Origin of the sequence: Enterococcus sp. AZ077, assembly GCF_051714965.1 — a bacterium.
GTDB lineage: Bacteria > Bacillota > Bacilli > Lactobacillales > Enterococcaceae > Enterococcus_B > Enterococcus_B hirae.
In genome coordinates this window covers 2,588,788-2,609,548 of the sequence record NZ_JBIOSX010000001.1, presented here as the reverse complement: position 1 = coordinate 2,609,548, position 20,761 = coordinate 2,588,788, and the positions used below count along the sequence as shown (strand labels likewise).

Below are 20,761 nucleotides of genomic sequence, written 5' to 3'. Positions count from 1 at the left end.
TAACGTAAAGGAGGAGTTGCCATGGCTCATCAAGATTACGTTCATCTGAAAACAATTGATACAGATATTCGTTCATTTATTTTACAAAAAAATAAGAAACTGACCATAGAGTCCCAAATCCCTTTTATTACTTTTATGAATTATCATTTTGAGTATATAAAAGAAAAAATCATTCAAGACCAGAATGAAACAAAAAAAATTAATCAAGAAATGCTAGAGCAGTTGAAAAATAAGCAAATCATTAGTCAAAATTTAAATACAACGATCAATCAAAAAGCGACTTTTGGTCAAAAATCAGCAGATGCAATTGCCAAGTTTGGTGGTAGTTGGCCGTTTATCTTTCTCTTTGTAGTGATTTTAGGTAGTTGGATCTTGTTGAATACGTTACATTTTTTTGGCCTATCATTTGATCGATATCCGTTCATTCTTTTGAACTTAGTGCTTTCTTGTTTAGCTGCTATCCAAGCACCGATCATTATGATGAGTCAAAACAGACAAGCAGCTAGAGATCGGATAGCAGCCGACCATGATTATCAAACAAACCTAAAAGCTGAGTTAGAAATTAGTTTGTTGCATGAAAAAATCGATTATTTGATGTCACAGCAATGGCAACAAATGCTGGAATTACAACAATTACAAATTGAGTTATTAACCCAATTAAATGAAAAATTCCAAGAAACGACAAAAAGTGAATAGTAGGACAAGCAGTTGAAAATAAGCTGGAATTCGCACAAAGGAGTCATTTTTGCGAAACTACGGCTTATTTTTTTTGATACCATGAATGAGCTACACAAATTTATCAGAGAAATGATCAACATTTGCACACTAATTTTAGTGTGCAAAGAAAAAAGAAGTGTGCATCTATACAGTGACCTCTTGAAAGCGTTAGCACGACAAGGGATTAAAGCGCTTTAAAAGTTGGCACGGTAATTGCTTTATATAAAAGTGTAAGATACAAGAAAGGGAAGTGTAGAAAATGGAAAAGAAAACAATCATGCTTGTATGCTCAGCTGGAATGAGTACTAGTTTATTAGTAACAAAAATGCAAAAAGCGGCAGAAGAAAAAGGAATCGAGGCTGATATCTTTGCAGTATCTGCTTCAGATGCAGACAATCAATTAGAATCAAAAAATGTAGACGTTTTACTTTTAGGTCCACAAGTACGTTTTATGCAAAATCAATTTGCTGAAAAATTAGCACCAAAAGGAATTCCTTTAGATGTAATCAATATGCAAGATTACGGAATGATGAACGGTGCCAAAGTATTAGAACAAGCAGAATCATTAATCAATAAATAATGGAGGAAACCAACAATGCAAGAGCAAAAAAATCTTGAAGCAATCATGGGTTTGATCATGTTTGGCGGAAATGCAAAAAGCGATGCAATGGAAGCGATTGCTGCAGCGAAAAAAGGAGATTTTGAGTTAGCTGATGCAAAAATCAAAGATGCGGAAGAATCTTTAGTGCAAGCTCATCACTCTCAAACAGAAATGTTAACACAAGAAGCACAAGGTAATCATATGGAAGTGACTTTATTAACGGTTCACAGCCAAGACCATCTGATGACTTCGATTGCATTTACAGATTTAGCAAAAGAAATCATTGATTTATATCGACGTTTAGATGCTTAAAGTAAACTGGTGAAATAGAAAAGAGGAAAGAAACATGGATAAATTTGTTGCATTTATGGAGAAACATTTTATACCTGTGGCATCAAAAATTGGTGCTCAACGTCATTTAGTAGCGATTCGTGATTCATTTATGGTCAGTATGCCTTTGATGATTTTAGGTGCGTTAGCAGTAATGATCAATAACTTGCCTATTCCTGGTTTCCAAGAATTAATGAATAAAATTTTTGGTGGCGAAGCTTGGAAAGGATTTGGCGCAGCTGCTTGGAATGGTACATTTGCGATTCTTTCAGTTTTGATCGCCTTTCTACTTGCTTATCATTTAGCAAATGGTTATCGTAAAGACGGCGTTTCTGCTGGAGTAATTTCTTTAGGTTCATTCTTCGCATTAGGCGGAGCGTTGGGCATGAGCTCAAATGGTTTATTTATTGCAATTATTGTTGGGATTATTTCAACAGAAATCTTTGTTCGTTTAAGTGGAAATGAAAAATTAATCATCAAAATGCCTGATGGCGTGCCACCAGCTGTAGCTAAAGCCTTTGCTTCATTATTACCTGCAATGATCACGATCTCATTCTTTGCTTTGATTGCTGCGATCTTTGCTGCATTTGGTGTAGATGATATCGTAGGCGCGTTTTATACAATTGTTCAAGAACCATTCATGGGACTAGCCAATTCTTATCCTTCAGCTTTGTTGTTAGCATTCATTACACCATTCTTATGGTTCTTTGGATTACACGGAGCAAATATGGTAGACCCTTTGATGCAAACAATCAATGCACCAGCAATCGAAGCGAATGTTAATGCGATTGCTGCTGGTCATAGCGCACCATACATTGTAAACAAACCTTTCTTTGATAGCTTTGTCAACTTAGGTGGTACAGGGGCAACATTAGGTCTGTTACTAGCGATTTATTTAGTGGGACGTAGAAATAAACCTTATATGGTTGTTACGAACTTGTCGATCGCACCAGGTGTTTTCAATATCAATGAACCAACAATGTTTGGTTTACCAATCGTATTGAACCCAATTATGTTTATTCCGTTTATTTTAACCCCAATGGTTTTAGTATCTGTTGCTTATTTTGCTACTGCTACCGGACTAGTTCCAGCTGCAACGGTGATGCCACCATGGGTAACACCACCAGTAATCGGTGGGGTATTAGCAACAAAAAGTATCGCTGGCGGTGTCTTAGCTGCTATCAACTTAATCTTATCTGTCTTGATTTACCTACCATTTGTGAAAGTAGCGACAGTTCAAGAAAAAAGAAAAGAAGCATTAAACGGCTAAAAGCACATAAAAGAAAGAAACAGCACATACAATCAAAAGTAGCTATTCTTTAGTGAAAAGATCTTGTTTCGTTTAATGAGCGATCAAAAAAAACAGTTGTCTGACAGAGGTCATGACAACTGTTTTTTTTTGGATAAATGGCTCAAGGATTGCTTTCTTTTTTCTTAGTGAAAAAGAAGGATAAAAGGAGGTTTTTTTGGAGTTTAAAAAAACCATTTCGATAACAAGCGTGCTATAATAGTGCAAATGTATAGGGGAGTGAAAGGACGAAATGAAAGGTTATGAGTTGGTTAAGATCAGAGAAAGACCTGAATGGTTGGAACAGGCAGCGCAATGGTTTACGTCAAAATGGCATCTTCCGCTTTCCTTTTACCAAGAGAGCATGGAAGATTCTCTTCAATCATCTAACGCTGTTCCTCAATGGTATATAGTCGTGACGTCAGAACAAAAAATTATCGCTGGAGCAGGGGTCATCGCGAATGATTTTCATGATCGTCCAGATTTGACTCCGAATGTTTGTGCGTTGTTTGTTGAAAAAGAATATCGTAATCAAGGAATTGCCAAAGAGATTTTATCATTTATTCGAAAGGATATGGGGGCGCTTGGGATTTCGCAGCTCTATGTAGCGACTGACCATACAGGTTTTTATGAAAGATATGAGTGGGAATATCTGACGACAGTGCAAGATAATGAAGGGATCCCGGTTTATTTATATCAACTAGCGATTTTTACAACGTGATCGGAGTTGATTACTCAAAAGGGTTCTTTGTCTGATCAGTAATCTTTTGTTTCTGGTGAGCAATGCCAAGAAAAATCGGAAATTGTTTCTTGATGCTATTTTTGTTGGTATATTGGTTATTCGAGTATTATTTAGTGGACGGTCCCATTTTTTAGCTTCAAAAAATTCCAGGAGCAATAGAAAGTTCTATCAGTCCTGGAATTTAGAATGGTTGATTTGTTGGAAAAGCATGAATGAGCTCGCTGTCCTAAATAGGCGTTCCGTCTTTTTACCGAAAAATTAGGAAGCTTTCTTATTCATTCTTTTTTTTCGCTCTTTTTTTGTTTTTTTTTCTCGTCATAGATGAAGACATTACGTACTATTTTCAAAATAGGTCGTGCAGTCAAAAAGATCGCTCCTACTAGATAACAATAGGTACTATAACGGTCTGGAATATCTGTTAACAACGCTACGCTTCCAAAAATATAAAAAATCCCTGTTAATAAATCAACTGCAAGAGACAATAATGTATAGCGGTTCTGGAAATAAAGACGAAAACGTTGTCCAGCAATTTCGATATCTTCTTCTTTCCCAATATCTATTTCATGGCTTTTTCGTTTTATTTCTGGCATCTCTCACTCACCTATCTGTGAACAAAGCTAAGGTTTCAAAACAACTTTGATATTTTTATCTTCTTTTTTGTCAAAAATCTCGTATGCTCGGGCAGCATCAGCTAAAGGCATCGCATGTGTAATGATTTGGGTTGGATCGAACAGACCCGCAGCAATCATCTCGTAAATTTTAGGCATCAAATGAACGATCGGTGCCTGACCATGCTTCACTGTGATATCTCTCATGAAAAATTCTTGTAGTGGGTACGAAGAAGCTGGGGTCATATAAACACCAGTGATTTGTACGGTTCCAAATTTTTTGACAGCTTGCGCAGCCATTTGGATCGGTGAAATCGTCCCGCTTTGCAAACTAACGAGATTCTTAGCTTTTTCTTTCACTGGTTCCAAGCCATCCATCCCTACACAATCAATGATGACATCAGCGCCACCTTTTGCTAATTCGTAAAGTTCTTTCCCAGCAGACTGAGTATCTTCTAACAAATAAGTTTCTACATGATTGTAACGAGCGGCTTTATCAATACGATGTTGGACCGGATCGACAGCAATCACGCGCTCTGCTCCTGCCATAGCGGCAAATTTTTGTGCAAACAACCCAACTGGTCCTGAACCTAAGACCACTACAGTGTCGCCTTTTTTTACGTTGGCATTTTGAACGCTCCAATAAGCAGTTGGAAGGATATCAGATAAGAAAAGGACTTTTTCGTCTGCAAGATCATTGTCAGGTACGATAAACGAAGTGCTATCAGCAAACGGTACCCGAAGATACTCAGCTTGACCACCCCAATGATTCCCATTTAAACGGCCAAAGCCAAATAAACCACCATAAAGTTGATCTGGATTTGAGCGATCACATTGACTTTCCATCTCATGGGTACAGAAATGACAATGCCCACAACTAATATTAAAAGGAATAACGACCCGCTGTCCCTTTTTTAGTTTTTTTACTGCAGGACCTACTTCTTCAACAATCCCCATTGGTTCATGACCAACGACATATCCTTTTTCTAAGACAGCCTCCCCATGATGATAGAGGTGAAGATCCGATCCGCAAATCGCAGTAGCGGTAATTCGAATAATAGCATCTGTCGGTTCCACGATTTTTGGATCATCTACGTTTCTGATTTCCATTTTTTGGTTTCCTTGCCAGGTAACAGCTTTCATGAAATAAAACTCCTTTCTTCAAACCCTATAACATGTCATTTTTTGAACGAACAGCTAATTTCATTCTAAAGGAGGAGCTGGCTTTTGAGTAGTGAAACGCTTTTAGTAAAGGGAAAATCACTTTAAAATAACTTGCGTATTATTTAGTTTACATTGAGAAGCTTTATAGTTAGAAGTATAATTAAATTATGTTGATTTCTTAGGTTAAGTAAATAACAGATTAAAAAATAGATCAAAAGGGAGGTTATTTGTGATAAAAGAAAAAAAGGGAGAACAAATCAGAAAACTGATGGTCACATTTGCTTGTTCAGTGACTTTGTTTGTGATTATTTCCGTAGGAATCATTCAAGTGACGTTTTTTGATCAGGCGTATTTACTCGGTCAAATCGAAAAAACAAAGTATAGCGAATTGGTCCTCGCAGAAGCTGCTCAGAATTTTCGGAAAGAAAACACAGAAGAAAGTGAATTTTCAGAGGTCGTTGCAACGGCACTTTCACCAAGTTTTGTCGAAGAAGCTCTTCGACCATTTATTCAACATACATATGAAGAAACAAATTATGAGCTAAGAGACAGCAATGAGGTGAGTGAGAAAATTGCTCAAGCGGTGGCTACAATTGCAACAAAAAAACAACTGACTATCGATAAAGAGGAAAAAAATAAAATCGAGACAATGATCTTTATTTACATGTATCACTTCCAAAGTGCATTAGGTGATCGATACTTGACTATTTTTATCGAAAACATCGTGTCTGCTCGAAAAATAGTGGTACCTCTTTTTTACATCTGTCTGGGTCTATTGGCGTTTTGGCTAGTCTATTTATATCGGTTAATTAACAAAACACCCTTTTCTTTCCTGCGTTACGGTATGTTTATTTTGGGAACGACTGGAAGTATGTTTTGTGTTTTAGCAGGATTGCTTTATATACAAGACGTTTTACATAATATAGCTTTTCATTCACAAGCGACTTTACAATTAATGACACATTACGTGCAAGATCTACTGATGTATCCAGCGATTATTGGGGGCATTCTTTTGTTTTGTGCTGTATTATTCGGTGGGGGAAGTAAGCTTCTGCAGAAACGGCAAAATAAAAAGTGGCTGAAAACTGGAAGCAGTACCTTAAAAAAAGCCTAAGATAATAGCTAAATAAAAATCATTCGTTGAATGATGAAATACTAAAAAACGACTGTCACTCCCGTTACTAGGAAGTGACAGTCATTTTTTGTTGCGGTTGTTCCTTGTTGATACCTTATTGCATCGATCATTCAAACATTTTCTTAGCAGCACGCATCAATGTAGGAATATCTTTGTCATATCTTGGAGTTTTAACAAGACGTGACATTGGAATACCAGCAAAATGGAAAGCAGCGATCTCGCCAGAGCGTACGGCGCTTTGTTCCGTAAAGATCATTTGATAAGGTTGTTCGACAAACTCTCCAGTAAATGCCAAGTTCGTTGAGTGTTGAGGAATCACTTTTGGTCGGTCGCTTTTTGCTCGATTATTAAATAATGCAGAAGCATAAGGCATATACACAGGAATATTATTCACAACGCTATCAAAAATCTCGGTTTCCTTCGTTCGAATATTTTCAGGACCAGGATCGACTTTCGAAAGTTGTCCGATCAGTTCTTCTAACATTTCTTTCCCAGTCATCTTGATATATTGCTTATCCACAAATTCTCCACGACGTCGAGGGTATAAGAAATATCCCCAAATGACGGTTTCGTTTGATTTTTGTGAAGTAAAATGTGGTTGGTGATGAACGACGATCGACATGTTGACATCTTTTTGTCCGAGTGGCGTGATTGGTGTAGTGGAGATAAATGAATTCAATGCATTACCAGGGACTTGTGTCGTGATCCGAGTAATTTCATTTAAAAGCAAATGATCCTTAGTTGTTAAAGTGAAACTAACCCATTCACTGGCATCACGATCGGCAAAAAATTTGTCAGGGTTACCTAAATTATAGAAACGTTCACTGGCTTTCTTCCACAAGCTAGAAGCAGCGCCATAATCCATATTTTCAACAGCTGGTGTATCGTAGTCACCTAGTGTAGCCGAATCAGTAATTGATCCGTTAGTGAAAAGCACACCCGTATCACCGTCAACCACGACGTGTTCTTCCTCATTGGTTAACGTGTTGATCATTTTTAAGCCAGTCACTGTAATTTCATCTTGCATTGGAGTTTCTTTGAATTCCCAGTCGACTACGCGGCGGTTCAAAATGATTTGACATCCTTGGTCTTTTAAATAATTGATCAATGGCAACATGATACTTTCATACTGATTGTAGCGAGTTCGGTTTACTCCTACCAAATGTTCGATTTGTGTAAATTCATAAATCATTTGATGCATATAGCGACGAAGTTCTTGGGCAGAACTACGAGTACGAAAAGCAAAAGTTGTTTCCCACATAAACCAAAAGTTTGTCTCAAAGAAGTGAGGATCATCTTTAAAGTATTCTTCAATTGTGACATTATCTAATTTTTCTTCTTCTGAATCAGGCATGGCGATCAGCTTAGTCAATAACAAACGATCTTTATTGTTAAATCCTAGTTTGCCTCCGTCAATAATTCCTTTGCCGCCTTCCATCAAACGTGCTTTATCAAATGTTCGGTGTTTTGCATCAAAATCTCTAGTATCTTCAGCCGCAGTCATTCCTGGTTCGGTGACAGAGGGGATTCGGCTTAAGAGATCCATCAAATCCACGTATGTTCGATAATTGAGCATACGTCCACCACGGGCGATATAGCCCTTTTTGTTTTCTAAGGGATGATTTTTATTCCAATATTCATCGACAACGGTATCCGTTGGGGCACCATCATTGGAGCCATGGTCATCTAAAGAATAAAACGTAATCTGATCACCACGCCAGTTTCCTTCTTGAATCAAATAAACAGCAGCTGCCATATTGGCGATTCCAGCGCCAATCATTATTGCTTTACTTTTTCTCATTGTGATTCCTCCAGTATTTTACAAGTGAACAGTCTGACGATTCGTTTCTTTGACTAGATCGATTCAAATTCATCATACAAATGACGATCATCTTCTAACAAGCCTGTCTTTTTACCAAGATAAACAGCACCCAATGTTAATATGCCTAGTCCAATACCTAGTTTGATCCATTTTTTACTCATAAGATGTTCCTCCTTTGTTTTTTCTCTCGTCCTTCTATGTAAAAGGATAGAACCTTTCATTCTAATTGCCAAATGATAGGGTAACCAAATATCCGAACTTTGGACAGATTGAACAGAGTGTCTAATTTTGAGCAAAAGTAAGTCAATGGAATCGAAAAGTTGGTCAGCTGAAAAAATGGAAAGCTTGGGAAGAAAATCAAGATTGGCAGAAAATCTGGAAAGAATGGTTTGCCAGATAGCAATGAAAGGATATGTAAGAGGTTTGTGTTATTTTATATCTGATGAATCATTAGGTAATTAGAATTATTTTTTTAAAAAAGTTTCATTAGATTTGATTTTAAAATCAAAATTCTAAATAAAATGCTTTCAAAAATAAAAATCGCATAAAAATTTTGTGTTATAGTAAAACTGTTAAAAATTCTATATATAACAAAAAAAGGCAAAATAAAAAAGCACCGAGACAGTGCTTGCTTTAAAAGCTGATAACGGACAATGCCTTATTTTAACTCGCTATGTTGATTTGAATGCTACCAACAAATTGATTATAGCATAATACCAAAGAGTTACAAGTAGAAAAAGAAAATCACTTTGTCTAACTATTCATGATGGTTGGCAATTGTAAAGAAGACAACTTGCTAAGTTGTGTAAATGTTAAAAGAAGGGATGGATAGTGAATGACAAAGGACTATACGATTGGTTTAGATATAGGAACCAATTCTGTGGGCTGGGCGGTACTAACAGATGATTATCAATTAATGAAAAGGAAAATGAGCGTTCACGGAAATACTGAAAAAAAGAAAATCAAAAAAAATTTTTGGGGCGCACGATTATTTGATGAAGGTCAAACAGCGGAGTTTAGAAGAACTAAGCGAACGAATCGCCGAAGATTGGCTCGCAGAAAATATCGACTCAGCAAATTACAAGATCTTTTTGCTGAAGAACTCTGCAAACAAGATGATTGCTTTTTTGTACGTTTGGAAGAAAGCTTCTTAGTTCCAGAAGAAAAACAATACAAACCAGCATCGATTTTCCCCACGTTAGAGGAAGAAAAAGAATATTATCAAAAATATCCGACAATCTATCATTTGCGCCAAAAGTTAGTCGATTCAACGGAAAAAGAAGATCTCCGTTTGGTTTATCTGGCATTGGCTCATCTATTGAAATATCGTGGTCATTTTTTGTTTGAAGGAGACTTGGATACGGAGAATACCTCTATTGAAGAAAGTTTTCGTGTTTTTTTAGAACAGTATAGCAAACAATCAGATCAACCACTGATCGTTCACCAACCCGTTTTAACTATTTTGACAGATAAATTATCGAAGACGAAAAAAGTGGAAGAAATCCTCAAATATTATCCTACAGAAAAAATCAACAGCTTTTTTGCTCAATGTTTAAAATTGATCGTTGGGAATCAAGCGAACTTTAAACGTATATTTGATTTGGAAGCAGAAGTAAAACTCCAATTTTCAAAGGAAACCTATGAAGAAGATCTGGAGTCTTTGTTAGAAAAAATCGGTGATGAGTACCTAGATATCTTTTTGCAAGCAAAGAAAGTCCATGATGCGATCTTATTATCAGAGATTATTTCTTCAACTGTCAAACATACGAAAGCAAAACTATCTTCAGGGATGGTCGAACGGTATGAGCGGCATAAAGCTGATTTGGCAAAATTCAAACAATTCGTGAAAGAAAACGTACCACAAAAATCAACAGCTTTTTTCAAAGATACCACCAAAAATGGTTATGCTGGTTATATCAAAGGAAAAACAACTCAAGAAGAATTTTATAAATTCGTCAAAAAAGAGCTAAGTGGGGTAGTAGGAAGTGAGCCTTTTCTAGAAAAAATCGATCAAGAAACCTTTTTATTGAAACAACGTACTTATACCAATGGGGTTATTCCTCATCAAGTACATCTAATAGAATTGAAAGCGATCATTGATCAACAAAAACAACATTATCCATTTCTAGAAGAAGCAGGACCAAAAATCATTGCGTTATTCAAATTTCGAATCCCTTATTATGTCGGTCCTTTGGCAAAAGAACAAGAGGCTAGTTCTTTTGCTTGGATCGAGCGGAAAACAGCTGAAAAAATCCATCCGTGGAATTTTTCAGAAGTCGTAGATATCGAAAAATCAGCGATGCGTTTTATTCAAAGAATGACAAAGCAAGATACGTATTTACCGACAGAAAAAGTACTTCCTAAAAATAGCTTACTTTATCAAAAATATATGATTTTCAATGAACTAACCAAAGTGAGCTATAAAGATGAACGAGGTGTGAAACAGTATTTTTCCGGTGATGAGAAACAGCAGATTTTTAAACAGTTGTTTCAAAAAGAGCGAGGGAAAATCACTGTCAAAAAATTACAAAACTTTTTGTATACGCATTACCATATTGAAAATGCCCAGATTTTTGGTATTGAAAAAGCATTTAATGCTTCGTATAGCACGTATCATGATTTTATGAAATTAGCAAAAACAAACCAAAAAGCCATGCAAGAGTGGTTGGAACAGCCCGAAATGGAACCGATTTTTGAGGATATCGTAAAAATACTCACCATTTTTGAAGACCGGCAAATGATTAAACATCAATTAAGTAAGTATCAAGAGGTCTTCGGTGAAAAGTTGCTCAAAGAATTTGCAAGAAAACATTACACTGGCTGGGGAAGATTCTCAGCTAAATTGATCCATGGCATCAGAGATCGAAAAACGAATAAAACGATCCTTGATTATCTAATCAACGATGATGACGTTCCGGCTAACCGTAACCGTAATTTGATGCAGCTGATCAATGATGAGCATTTATCTTTTAAAGAAGAAATTGCAAAAGCAACGGTGTTTTCTAAACATAAATCATTAGTTGACGTCATACAAGACTTACCAGGAAGTCCAGCGATCAAAAAAGGAATTTGGCAAAGTCTTAAAATCGTGGAAGAACTGATTGCGATCATTGGATACAAACCAAAGAATATCGTGATCGAAATGGCAAGAGAAAACCAAAAAACGCATCGGACGAAACCACGTCTTAAAGCTTTAGAAAATGGGTTGAAACAGATTGGAAGCACGTTATTAAAAGAACAGCCAACAGATAACAAAGCGCTCCAAAAAGAACGGTTGTACCTGTACTATTTGCAAAATGGCAGAGATATGTATACGGGAGAACCGCTAGAAATCGAGAATCTTCACCAATACGAAGTGGATCATATCATACCGAGAAGTTTTATTGTGGATAATTCTATTGATAACAAGGTGCTAGTTGCTAGAAAACAAAATCAAAAGAAGCGAGACGATGTGCCGAAAAAACAAATAGTCAACGAGCAAAGAATCTTTTGGAATCAACTGAAAGAAGCCAAATTGATTAGTCCAAAAAAATATGCGTATTTAACCAAAATTGAACTGACACCAGAGGATAAAGCTCGTTTTATTCAGCGGCAATTAGTCGAAACGAGACAAATCACGAAACATGTTGCGAATATTTTACATCAATCTTTTCATCAGGAAGAGGAAGGAACAGATTGTGATGGGGTACAGATCATTACGCTAAAAGCAACATTGACGAGCCAATTCAGACAAACTTTTGGGCTTTATAAAGTACGTGAGATCAATCCACATCATCATGCGCATGATGCGTATTTAAATGGTTTCATTGCGAATGTTTTGTTAAAACGGTACCCTAAATTAGCACCTGAATTTGTCTATGGAAAGTATGTCAAATATAGTTTAGCAAGAGAAAATAAAGCTACCGCTAAAAAAGAATTTTATTCCAATATTTTAAAGTTTTTTGAATCAGACGAACCGTTTTGCGATGAAAATGGGGAAATTTATTGGGAAAAAAGCCATCATCTCCCACGGATCAAAAAAGTTCTTAGCTCCCATCAAGTGAATGTAGTGAAAAAAGTCGAACAACAAAAAGGTGGTTTCTATAAGGAAACGGTCAATTCAAAAGAAAAACCTGATAAACTGATCGAACGGAAAAATAATTGGGATGTGACGAAGTACGGTGGTTTTGGAAGTCCAGTCATTGCCTATGCCATTGCGTTTGTTTATGCCAAAGGGAAGACACAAAAGAAAACCAGGGCAATTGAAGGAATTACCATCATGGAACAAGCGGCTTTTGAAAAAGATCCGACTACATTTTTAAAAGAAAAAGGCTTTCCTCAGGTGACAGAGTTTATCAAATTGCCAAAATATACCTTGTTTGAGTTTGATAATGGGCGCAGAAGATTCCTGGCAAGTCACAAGGAGTCGCAAAAAGGGAATCCTTTCATCTTATCGGACCAATTAGTAACCTTGTTATACCATGCGCAACATTATGACAAAATCACCTATCAAGAAAGTTTTGACTACGTCAATACTCATCTTTCTGATTTCTCAGCCATCTTAACCGAAGTTCTCGCTTTTGCAGAAAAGTATACACTTGCGGATAAAAATATAGAGCGAATTCAAGAACTCTATGAAGAAAACAAATATGGAGAGATTTCGATGATCGCACAATCCTTTTTGCAGTTGTTACAGTTCAATGCGATAGGTGCTCCAGCAGACTTTAAATTTTTCGGAGTAACGATCCCTCGAAAACGTTATACCAGCTTAACGGAGATTTGGGATGCTACGATCATTTACCAGTCGGTCACTGGTTTATACGAAACGAGGATAAGGATGGATGACTTATGGGCTGGCGAACAGTAGTAATCAATACCCATTCTAAACTGACTGATGCAAATAATCATCTGGTGTTTAAAAATGCGCAACAAACGGAAAAAATCCATTTGTCTGAGATCGATATCCTTATTTTAGAAACAACCGATATCACGATCACGACAATGTTGTTGAAGCGTTTAACAGATGAAAAAATCTTAGTGATATTTTGCGATGACAAGCGATTGCCGTCATCGCAATTATTCTCCTATTATGGGCGACATGATAGTAGTTTGCAGTTATCTAAACAAATTCAGTGGGAATCGGACTTGAAGGGCGTAGTTTGGACAACGATCATTGCCCAAAAGATCCATAACCAATGTCGTTTTTTACAAGAAAATGATTTTGTTGAAAAGGCATCTGCGCTTTCCAAGTTATCAGAAGAATTGGAAACATTTGATCCGACAAATCGTGAGGGACATGCGGCAAGAATCTACTTTCAAACGTTGTTTGGTAATCAATTCACGCGGGAGGAGTCGAATGAAATCAATGCGGGGTTAGATTATGGTTATACGCTGCTAATGAGTTTGTTTGCAAGAGAAATCGTTAAAAATGGTTGTATGACACAATTCGGTTTAAAACATGCGAACCAATTTAATGATTTTAATCTAGCAAGTGACTTGATGGAACCATTTCGTCCGCTAGTTGATCAAATTGTTTATACATATCGTGATCAACCTTTCCCGATTATCAAAAGAAGGCTGTTTGATTTGTTTTCACAAAAGTATTTATATGGGAAAAAAGAAATGTTCTTAACGAATATCGTGACGGATTACACCAATAAAACGATTAAAACATTGAATAATGAAGGGAAAGGAGTTCCTTATTTCGGAATATGAGTTATCGTTACATGAGAATGTTATTAATGTTTGATCTGCCAACAGAGACGAGCGATGATCGAAAAGTTTATCGAAGGTTCAGAAAGTTTTTACTGAGTGAAGGCTTTATCATGCATCAATTTTCAGTATATAGTAAGTTGTTGTTGAACGGTACTGCTAATCAAGCGATGCTCGGTCGATTAAAAGCCCATCATCCTAAAAAGGGCTTAGTTACCTTACTAACGGTCACTGAAAAACAATTTTCACGTATGGTTTATTTGTGTGGGGAAAAAGACCTGAGTCCAGCTAATTCAGACGAACGAGTCATTTTTTTAGGAGAGGATGTGGAGGATGTACCTTAACTTTTCATTATTAGAACAACCGATAAGCTTTGAAAAAGCGCTGATTTTTGTAATTGAAGATGTGGAAGTTTTTTCAAAAGTCGTTCATGGAGTTTACCAGTATGGTGAAAATAGCATGTTAAAGTTTTTCAATGATAAATTACAGCTACTCAAACCATCAGAATTGATGGTTGTGACGGATATCTTAAGTTTTGATAGCCAAGCTCCAACTACATTGAAGCTGATCTATGCTGACTTAGAGCAACAATTAAATGAAAACATCGAACTAAAATCAAGGATTGATCAATTAACCACCAGGGTTCAGGAATGGATTAGTGAGGAACTCTTAGAACATGAATTAGATTTAGTCTGTGAAGAAATGAGTATGGTTGAGCTATTCAAAGCATTAAAAATAAGAATTACGACGCAACCAGAATCAATCTTTCAAAAAATAATGGAGATTTTACAGATTTATAAGTATCTAGTGAAAAAGAAATGCTTGGTTTTTATCAATGTTGGAGCGTACTTAACAGCCACAGAAATGGCTGAACTACAGGAATATATTTCTTTGTGTCATATGCCTGTCCTTTTTATCGAACCACGAAAAATAAAAGGATTGAAGCAAACTGTTTTAGATCAAGACTATTTTTTGTGTGAAGAAATGTGGTAAAATAAGAACAATCAAAATAACAAAAAAACAGCATGAATGAAGCATTCAAGACGAAAGTTTTGCTATGGACGAGTAGCGCGATTACGAGATTTCGTGAGAAAAAAATTTTTCTGCGAGGTTTTAGAGCTATGTTGTTTTGAATGCTTCCAAAACAACCGCATTACCTTCAGAAGAATTTGCATTGTTTTAGAGCTATGTTGTTTTGAATGCTTCCAAAACTAAGGGTTCAACGCAGTACACATTGAGTTTGTTTTAGAGCTATGTTGTTTTGAATGCTTCCAAAACATCTAAGCGGTAAGTGCTTAGTAGCTTCAAGTTTTAGAGCTATGTTGTTTTGAATGTTTCCAAAATGTAGAAGCGTTGTGCTTTACTCGATCGCTGTTTTAGAGTTGTGTTATTTTGAGTGCTGACCTCATCAACTATGATAAGAGGTAGCTTTAGAGTTATGTTGTTTTGAATGAATGAAGATGCCTACTTTATCATGAAAAGTAGGCTCTTTTTTTACTTATATATAGGAAAGTGTCTTCGGTTGTTGAATCTGCTAAGTTTTGATCATTGAAAGGGGGAATCGTGCCTTTTAAAAATGAATGGGTATGTTTACGGAACAGGACACAATTGTTCAGTCTTTTCAACATTGAAACGAATTCATTTTCTCAAAGAAAAGATGAGTTGCTAATTTCGTGCTTTTTCTCTATCATCAAACAGTAGGCATTTGTTCGTGAACTAAAATGAATGTGAGAGGGGACAGTGAGATGTTTGATACAAATTTGATAACTTATTTGGACTGGTTGATCGCAATTTTAAATATTGCTTCAATCATTATTTTGCTGGTAGGGATTTTTTTAGTCTTAAAAAATCTTTTTGACTGGCACCCACTGAAAAAAGACTACGAACAGCGTAATTTCCGAAATGCGGAAGTACGTAAATTATTGGCTAGTTATATTTTGCTGAGTCTAGAGGTGCTAGTGGTAGCAGATATCATTGAATCAGTTATCAAACCAACTTGGACAGATATTTTAAAATTAGCAGTGATCATCATTATTCGAACGATTATTTCCTATTTCTTGAATTTAGAAACACAAGATAAAAAGCAAGTAAAGGTAGGAACACATAATGGAAATTAATTTGATCGAGAAACTTGCCCCTTATTTGGAACTATTAGTCATCGTATTAGACGTTTTTGCTATTTTAATCATTCTCTGGGGTGCTTGGTTAGCTATCAAAGATTTTCTCTACTTTTCTTTTACGGAACGAAGAATCAAAGCAGAGCGGATTAACCAAAACAATGCAATCAAAAAAATGTTAGGTGGCTATATCTTGTTGAGTTTAGAAGTCCTGATCTCAGCTGGTATCATTGAGTCCATTATCAAACCAACCTTGGAAGATGTCTTCCAGTTAGCTGCTTTGGTTGTGATCCGAACGATCATTTCGTTCTTTTTAAATAAAGAAATCGGCTCGGATGTACGACAATAAGTTATAAGTATCACTCAACTAGTTTTAATGGTGCGCCAACATAGAAACATTTGCAATATAGAAAAAATCTCAAAACGACTTTCTATGTTTTGAGATTTTTTGTTTTGCTTTTTAATTGCCTAACATCGGCCAGTTTATAGAACGAACGTTATTAAACAGTTGTGCTAACAACTTGGTTTCTTCACTGGAAGCTGGCTTTCAGCGAAGCATACGCCGGTTTTTCCCAGCACGGCTTATCGAACTGCTTGAACTGCCCAGACAATCGATTTTTCAATTGTGTCTACGGAAACGGGAACAATTGTCGGAAACTGTTCTGCTTCTGGCGTATAGAGAGTTTTTTCACATAAAATTCGAGTGTTTTCTTGTTGTGCAGCACTTTTTATCGCTTCGTCTAAGTGCTGATAAACAACGGGATCGACTTCCATATCGAAAGTAGTGACGGACTCTAAGGCTTCTCGGTAAATCAGATATTTTACGTCTGAGTTGGTAACGATACGGACGTGGAGTTTTGTTTTATTAATGCGTAAAATGCCACTTAATTCAATAACGAAAGCTTCCAAACAATTGATTTTAAGTCGTAGTCTATAAGGTAATTGGGCTAACCATTGGTTGAATAAAGGCTGTATTTCGGCTAATAAGGATTGCTGTTCTGGGGACAGAAGATAAAATTTTTCAGGTACAAAGAGTTGATAATTATCCCATGCGGTGCGCATCAAACGAATTAAAGCGCGTTCGAATGCTCGGTTACCGATGAATTTTCGATTGAAATAGCTTTCAAACTGGGTAATCAGTTGCTTGATTGATTGGCTATCTTCAATGAAAACTTGATGGAGGTGACAGAAGTCTTCTTCGATTGCTTGGTAAGAATTGAAGCCATAATCACTGAGATTAAATAAGATCAAAGCAAAGTATACTTCATTTTCTTGATAATAATGTTTTAGTTTAGTTGTATGCCATGCATCCATCACATATTGATAAATGGGGCGTTTTTGAAGTTCGGCTATAAAATCTTGTTCAATCGATAAGGGATGCCTTTTTTGAGACAAATAGCTGATCAACAATCCAATACGTAAGATCTCACGGTTGTCTTTATCGTAGATACGCCTACTATTAAAGGTTACCGATTCGATAAATTCATCTATTGCCAGGAAGTAGTCTGCTGGAAGTGTTGGGATCTTCAAGGTGCCCGTTCGATAAGTCACATTCAATAATAATAAACGACGTTCGATCTCCGTAAATCGTGGAGAGTGGTGTTGGATTTGAATGTCACAATCTTCAAAATAAGCAAGTACTTGTTTTTTTAATGAATACGCTTTGCTAACAGAAATATACTCGATTTCAGTCAGTTGGAGATAATTAGGTTCATTTTCAAGATATAACTGACAAGTTTTAAGAAATAAAGAAGGGCGTGCTAATTTTTGTATCAGGCGAAAACGAGGGATCGTAGGATCAAAATACAAGGAACAAGTATCTTTTTCTCGGTGGCTATAGATGATCTCATCCTTGAGTTCAGTTCGAATCGTTTTGATGTCATTGAGTAACGTTGTTTTGCAGACTTGTAATAAATGGGATAGTTCGTCTAAATCGATTTCTTTTTTGTGATAGAATTGACCGCAAAGAAATAACTGGCGTAAAATATTTTTTTCCAAATAGTCTTCAAACATTAAAACTCCTCCGCTTTGTAGATGGTTGAACAATGTACCATTCATTATGCCATGATTTAAAGTTTAAAACACCTTTATTTTTTTTCATATGAATGAAAAAGCTTGTTTTGACAAGCTTTTTTGTTATAAAACGATGTTTTATAAAAATATAAAGAGAAAAAATTCTTGTGAAAAAAATACAATAAAAGTAAAAAATGGATGAGTAAACGGATAAATAAAATAATTGTTTTTTTAATATACGTATTTATTTTTAAACACACTTAAGAAACAACAGTTTTTTATCTCATGTTTTTATAAAATATTCGTTATTATGAGTAGAAAATTCTGAAAAATCAGTCTTTCTTTATTTTTTTCTAAAAAAAGGGGTTATTTTACAATGTTATAAAAAAAATTATCTCATTTTTTGTTCTATAGTCAGTAGTGTGATACAGATGGATGGTTTCATCTGCAGTTACAAAATCGTTGGCCAACGAGAACAATATGGAGGTAATAGACATGAAAGATATGGATATCAAAGCCGTCTTTATTGGCGACAAATCAGAAAATGGCGCATTTTACAAAATGCAATTGAACAAGATGGTCGATGAACATTTAGGCTGGAGAGAGAATTATCTTCCTGGTGACGTTGCAGCCATTAGTGAAGCCGACAAACAAGCACCTCGATATATCGCCACTCGTGAGCATATGGTGGAAGTCTTGGATGAAGTCAGTCAACGGATGCGTGCAGGATCAATCCCTTGGCATTCTGCTGGGCGTTATTGGGGTCAAATGAACGCTGAGACATTGATGCCTGCCTTGCTTGCTTATAACTTTGCTATGCTTTGGAATCCGAATAATGTGGCATTGGAATCTTCTATGGCAACTTCACAAATGGAGGCAGAAGTAGGACAAGATTTTGCTGATTTATTCAATATGACCGGTGGCTGGGGCCATATTACAGCAGATGGCTCGATCGCAAACCTTGAAGGTCTTTGGTATGCACGTTGTATCAAATCTATTCCCCTTGCAGTGAAGGAAGTTTATCCTGAAAAAGTCAAAGATAAAACAGATTGGGAACTATTGAATCTTTCTGTCGAAGAAATCTTAGAAATGGTTGGAACCTTCAGTGATGAAGAATTAGATGCTGTCAAAGCAGCTTCATCTCGTAGTGGGAAACACCTCCAAGAACTTGGCAAATGGTTAGTGCCACAAACGAAGCATTATTCATGGATGAAAGCTTTAGACATTTGCGGGATTGGGTTAGATCAAATGATCGCTATCCCAGTTCAAGAAGATTATCGTATGGATGTTGCTATTTTAGAAAAAACGATCCGTGAATTAGCCGCACAAAAGATTCCAGTCCTAGGTGTGGTAGCGGTCGTTGGGACTACGGAAGAAGGCCAAGTGGATAGTGTAGATAAAATCGTCGAATTGCGAGAAAAATTATACAAAGAAGGAATTTATTTCTATCTTCACGTTGACGCAGCTTATGGCGGATATGCACGTACATTGTTCTTAAATGAAGCAGGCGAGTTTGTACCTTATGAATCTCTGCCAGACTTTTTTGAAGAACATCATGTATTTAATTATGATGTTTCCATTGATCAAAGTGTTTACGATGGGTTCAAAGCAATCTCTGAGGCAGATTCGGTCACGATCGATCCGCATAAAATGGGCTATGTTCCTTATGCAGCTGGAGGTATCGTAATCAAACACAAAGAAATGCGTAACATTATTTCCTATTTTGCTCCTTATGTTTTTGAAAAATCAGTAAAAGCACCGGACATGTTAGGCGCCTATATTTTAGAAGGATCAAAAGCCGGGGCAACGGCTGCTGCTGTTTGGACTGCTCATCGTGTATTGCCATTGAACATTACTGGTTATGGTCAATTGATTGGTGCCTCGATTGAAGCAGCTCAACGTTTCCGAGCATTTTTAGAACAATTGAGCTTTACCATCAAAGGGAAAACGATTGAAGTTTATCCTTTGAATCATCCAGATTTTAATATGGTCAATTGGGTATTTAAAGTCAAAGGATGCACGGATTTAAAAACGATCAATGAATTGAATGAAAAAATGTTCAATCGTTCTTCTTATATGGAAGGGGATGTTTATAGTGAACATTTCATTACTTCACATACGACTTTTATGAAAGAAGAATATGGAGATTCCCCACTTCCTTTCATTGAACGGATAGGTCTTTCGAAAGAAGAATGGCAAAAAGAACAAAAAGTGACATTGCTAAGAGCGGCAATTATGACACCATATCTTAATGATGACAAGATTTTCGAGTTCTATACGCAAGGCATTACCAAAGCCATGGAAAAAACACTCAATGAAATCTTATAACAATAAAAATTAACCGATAAACTGTCTAGTGAAGAACGGTGTTACAGGAAGCTATGATCAAAGAAGATAGATGATGCACGTTGAATTGTTGTATTCAGAGTAGAAAGAGTGAATGTTCAAACGCTTTTCCGATTCAAGATATCAAGATTATGTCAAACTCAGATAGTTGAAGACTAGTGAGTAATCGGATAAACGCAAGCAGTTC

Annotated in this window: 18 protein-coding genes; 13 read left to right on the top strand and 5 right to left on the bottom strand. The window is 36.3% G+C overall.

The window, feature by feature from the left end:
* Window positions 1-21: 21 nt before the first annotated feature.
* The 5 genes from IGL28_RS12075 (at window position 22) to IGL28_RS12055 (ending at window position 3,657) form a co-directional block, all read left to right on the top strand.
* Window positions 22-696 carry a DUF1003 domain-containing protein gene (locus IGL28_RS12075; protein WP_081128849.1) on the top strand — a complete coding sequence of 225 codons (675 nt, stop codon included), beginning with the start codon at window positions 22-24 and terminating at the stop codon, window positions 694-696.
* A gap of 280 nt (window positions 697-976) precedes the next feature.
* Complete coding sequence (locus IGL28_RS12070) at window positions 977-1,297, top strand: PTS sugar transporter subunit IIB (RefSeq protein ID WP_010721003.1); 321 nt, start codon at window positions 977-979, stop codon at window positions 1,295-1,297.
* Between the two features lie 15 nt (window positions 1,298-1,312).
* Window positions 1,313-1,630, top strand: coding sequence for a PTS lactose/cellobiose transporter subunit IIA (locus IGL28_RS12065; RefSeq protein ID WP_010721002.1), 318 nt, complete (start codon window positions 1,313-1,315; stop codon window positions 1,628-1,630).
* Window positions 1,631-1,664: 34 nt separating this feature from the next.
* Window positions 1,665-2,918 (top strand): PTS sugar transporter subunit IIC, encoded by a 1,254-nt coding sequence (locus tag IGL28_RS12060; protein WP_010721001.1) that lies wholly within the window; start codon window positions 1,665-1,667, stop codon window positions 2,916-2,918.
* A gap of 271 nt (window positions 2,919-3,189) precedes the next feature.
* Window positions 3,190-3,657: a GNAT family N-acetyltransferase gene (locus IGL28_RS12055; protein ID WP_010737001.1), complete on the top strand. Its 468-nt coding sequence runs from the start codon at window positions 3,190-3,192 to the stop codon at window positions 3,655-3,657.
* 296 nt (window positions 3,658-3,953) lie between these two features.
* Here IGL28_RS12055 and IGL28_RS12050 read toward each other — a convergent pair whose 3' ends face one another.
* The gene (locus IGL28_RS12050; RefSeq protein WP_081128847.1) at window positions 3,954-4,268 is read right to left on the bottom strand and encodes a YrhK family protein; all 315 of its coding nucleotides are present in this window, start codon (window positions 4,266-4,268) and stop codon (window positions 3,954-3,956) included.
* Window positions 4,269-4,295: 27 nt separating this feature from the next.
* Entirely contained in the window at window positions 4,296-5,429 is a 1,134-nt protein-coding gene (locus tag IGL28_RS12045) for an alcohol dehydrogenase catalytic domain-containing protein (RefSeq protein WP_010737002.1), read from the bottom strand.
* A gap of 250 nt (window positions 5,430-5,679) precedes the next feature.
* On the opposite strand from IGL28_RS12045, the gene IGL28_RS12040 reads away from it, so the two are divergent.
* Window positions 5,680-6,564: a hypothetical protein gene (locus tag IGL28_RS12040; RefSeq protein ID WP_241546326.1), complete on the top strand. Its 885-nt coding sequence runs from the start codon at window positions 5,680-5,682 to the stop codon at window positions 6,562-6,564.
* A gap of 127 nt (window positions 6,565-6,691) precedes the next feature.
* On the opposite strand, the gene IGL28_RS12035 is transcribed toward IGL28_RS12040, so the two are convergent.
* Window positions 6,692-8,386, bottom strand: coding sequence for an oleate hydratase (locus IGL28_RS12035; RefSeq protein ID WP_081128845.1), 1,695 nt, complete (start codon window positions 8,384-8,386; stop codon window positions 6,692-6,694).
* Window positions 8,387-8,439: 53 nt separating this feature from the next.
* Entirely contained in the window at window positions 8,440-8,568 is a 129-nt protein-coding gene (locus tag IGL28_RS12030; protein ID WP_010720995.1) for a hypothetical protein, read from the bottom strand.
* Window positions 8,569-9,242: 674 nt separating this feature from the next.
* Here IGL28_RS12030 and cas9 point away from each other — a divergent pair.
* The 6 genes from cas9 to IGL28_RS12000 all read left to right on the top strand — a co-directional run bounded on the left by cas9 (window position 9,243) and on the right by IGL28_RS12000 (window position 16,564).
* The gene (gene cas9, locus IGL28_RS12025; RefSeq protein WP_438843964.1) at window positions 9,243-13,253 is read left to right on the top strand and encodes a type II CRISPR RNA-guided endonuclease Cas9; all 4,011 of its coding nucleotides are present in this window, start codon (window positions 9,243-9,245) and stop codon (window positions 13,251-13,253) included.
* Window positions 13,235-14,101, top strand: a complete 867-nt coding sequence (cas1, locus tag IGL28_RS12020) for a type II CRISPR-associated endonuclease Cas1 (protein ID WP_081128841.1) — start codon at window positions 13,235-13,237, stop codon at window positions 14,099-14,101. The genes cas9 and cas1 overlap by 19 nt, the downstream gene beginning before the upstream one ends.
* Entirely contained in the window at window positions 14,098-14,442 is a 345-nt protein-coding gene (cas2, locus tag IGL28_RS12015) for a CRISPR-associated endonuclease Cas2 (protein ID WP_081128839.1), read from the top strand. Before cas1 ends, cas2 begins: the two co-directional genes overlap by 4 nt.
* The gene (gene csn2 / locus IGL28_RS12010) at window positions 14,432-15,091 is read left to right on the top strand and encodes a type II-A CRISPR-associated protein Csn2 (protein WP_081128837.1); all 660 of its coding nucleotides are present in this window, start codon (window positions 14,432-14,434) and stop codon (window positions 15,089-15,091) included. The genes cas2 and csn2 overlap by 11 nt, the downstream gene beginning before the upstream one ends.
* Before the next feature lie 752 nt (window positions 15,092-15,843).
* Entirely contained in the window at window positions 15,844-16,215 is a 372-nt protein-coding gene (locus IGL28_RS12005; protein ID WP_010720990.1) for a DUF1622 domain-containing protein, read from the top strand.
* The gene (locus IGL28_RS12000) at window positions 16,205-16,564 is read left to right on the top strand and encodes a DUF1622 domain-containing protein (protein ID WP_081128835.1); all 360 of its coding nucleotides are present in this window, start codon (window positions 16,205-16,207) and stop codon (window positions 16,562-16,564) included. The genes IGL28_RS12005 and IGL28_RS12000 overlap by 11 nt, the downstream gene beginning before the upstream one ends.
* Before the next feature lie 233 nt (window positions 16,565-16,797).
* Here the strand turns inward: IGL28_RS12000 and IGL28_RS11995 are convergent, their stop codons facing one another.
* Window positions 16,798-18,228 (bottom strand): helix-turn-helix domain-containing protein, encoded by a 1,431-nt coding sequence (locus IGL28_RS11995; RefSeq protein ID WP_081128833.1) that lies wholly within the window; start codon window positions 18,226-18,228, stop codon window positions 16,798-16,800.
* A 495-nt stretch (window positions 18,229-18,723) separates the two neighbouring features.
* Here IGL28_RS11995 and tdc point away from each other — a divergent pair, with 495 nt between their 5' ends.
* Window positions 18,724-20,556: a tyrosine decarboxylase gene (gene tdc / locus IGL28_RS11990; protein WP_081128831.1), complete on the top strand. Its 1,833-nt coding sequence runs from the start codon at window positions 18,724-18,726 to the stop codon at window positions 20,554-20,556.
* Window positions 20,557-20,761 lie beyond the last annotated feature (205 nt).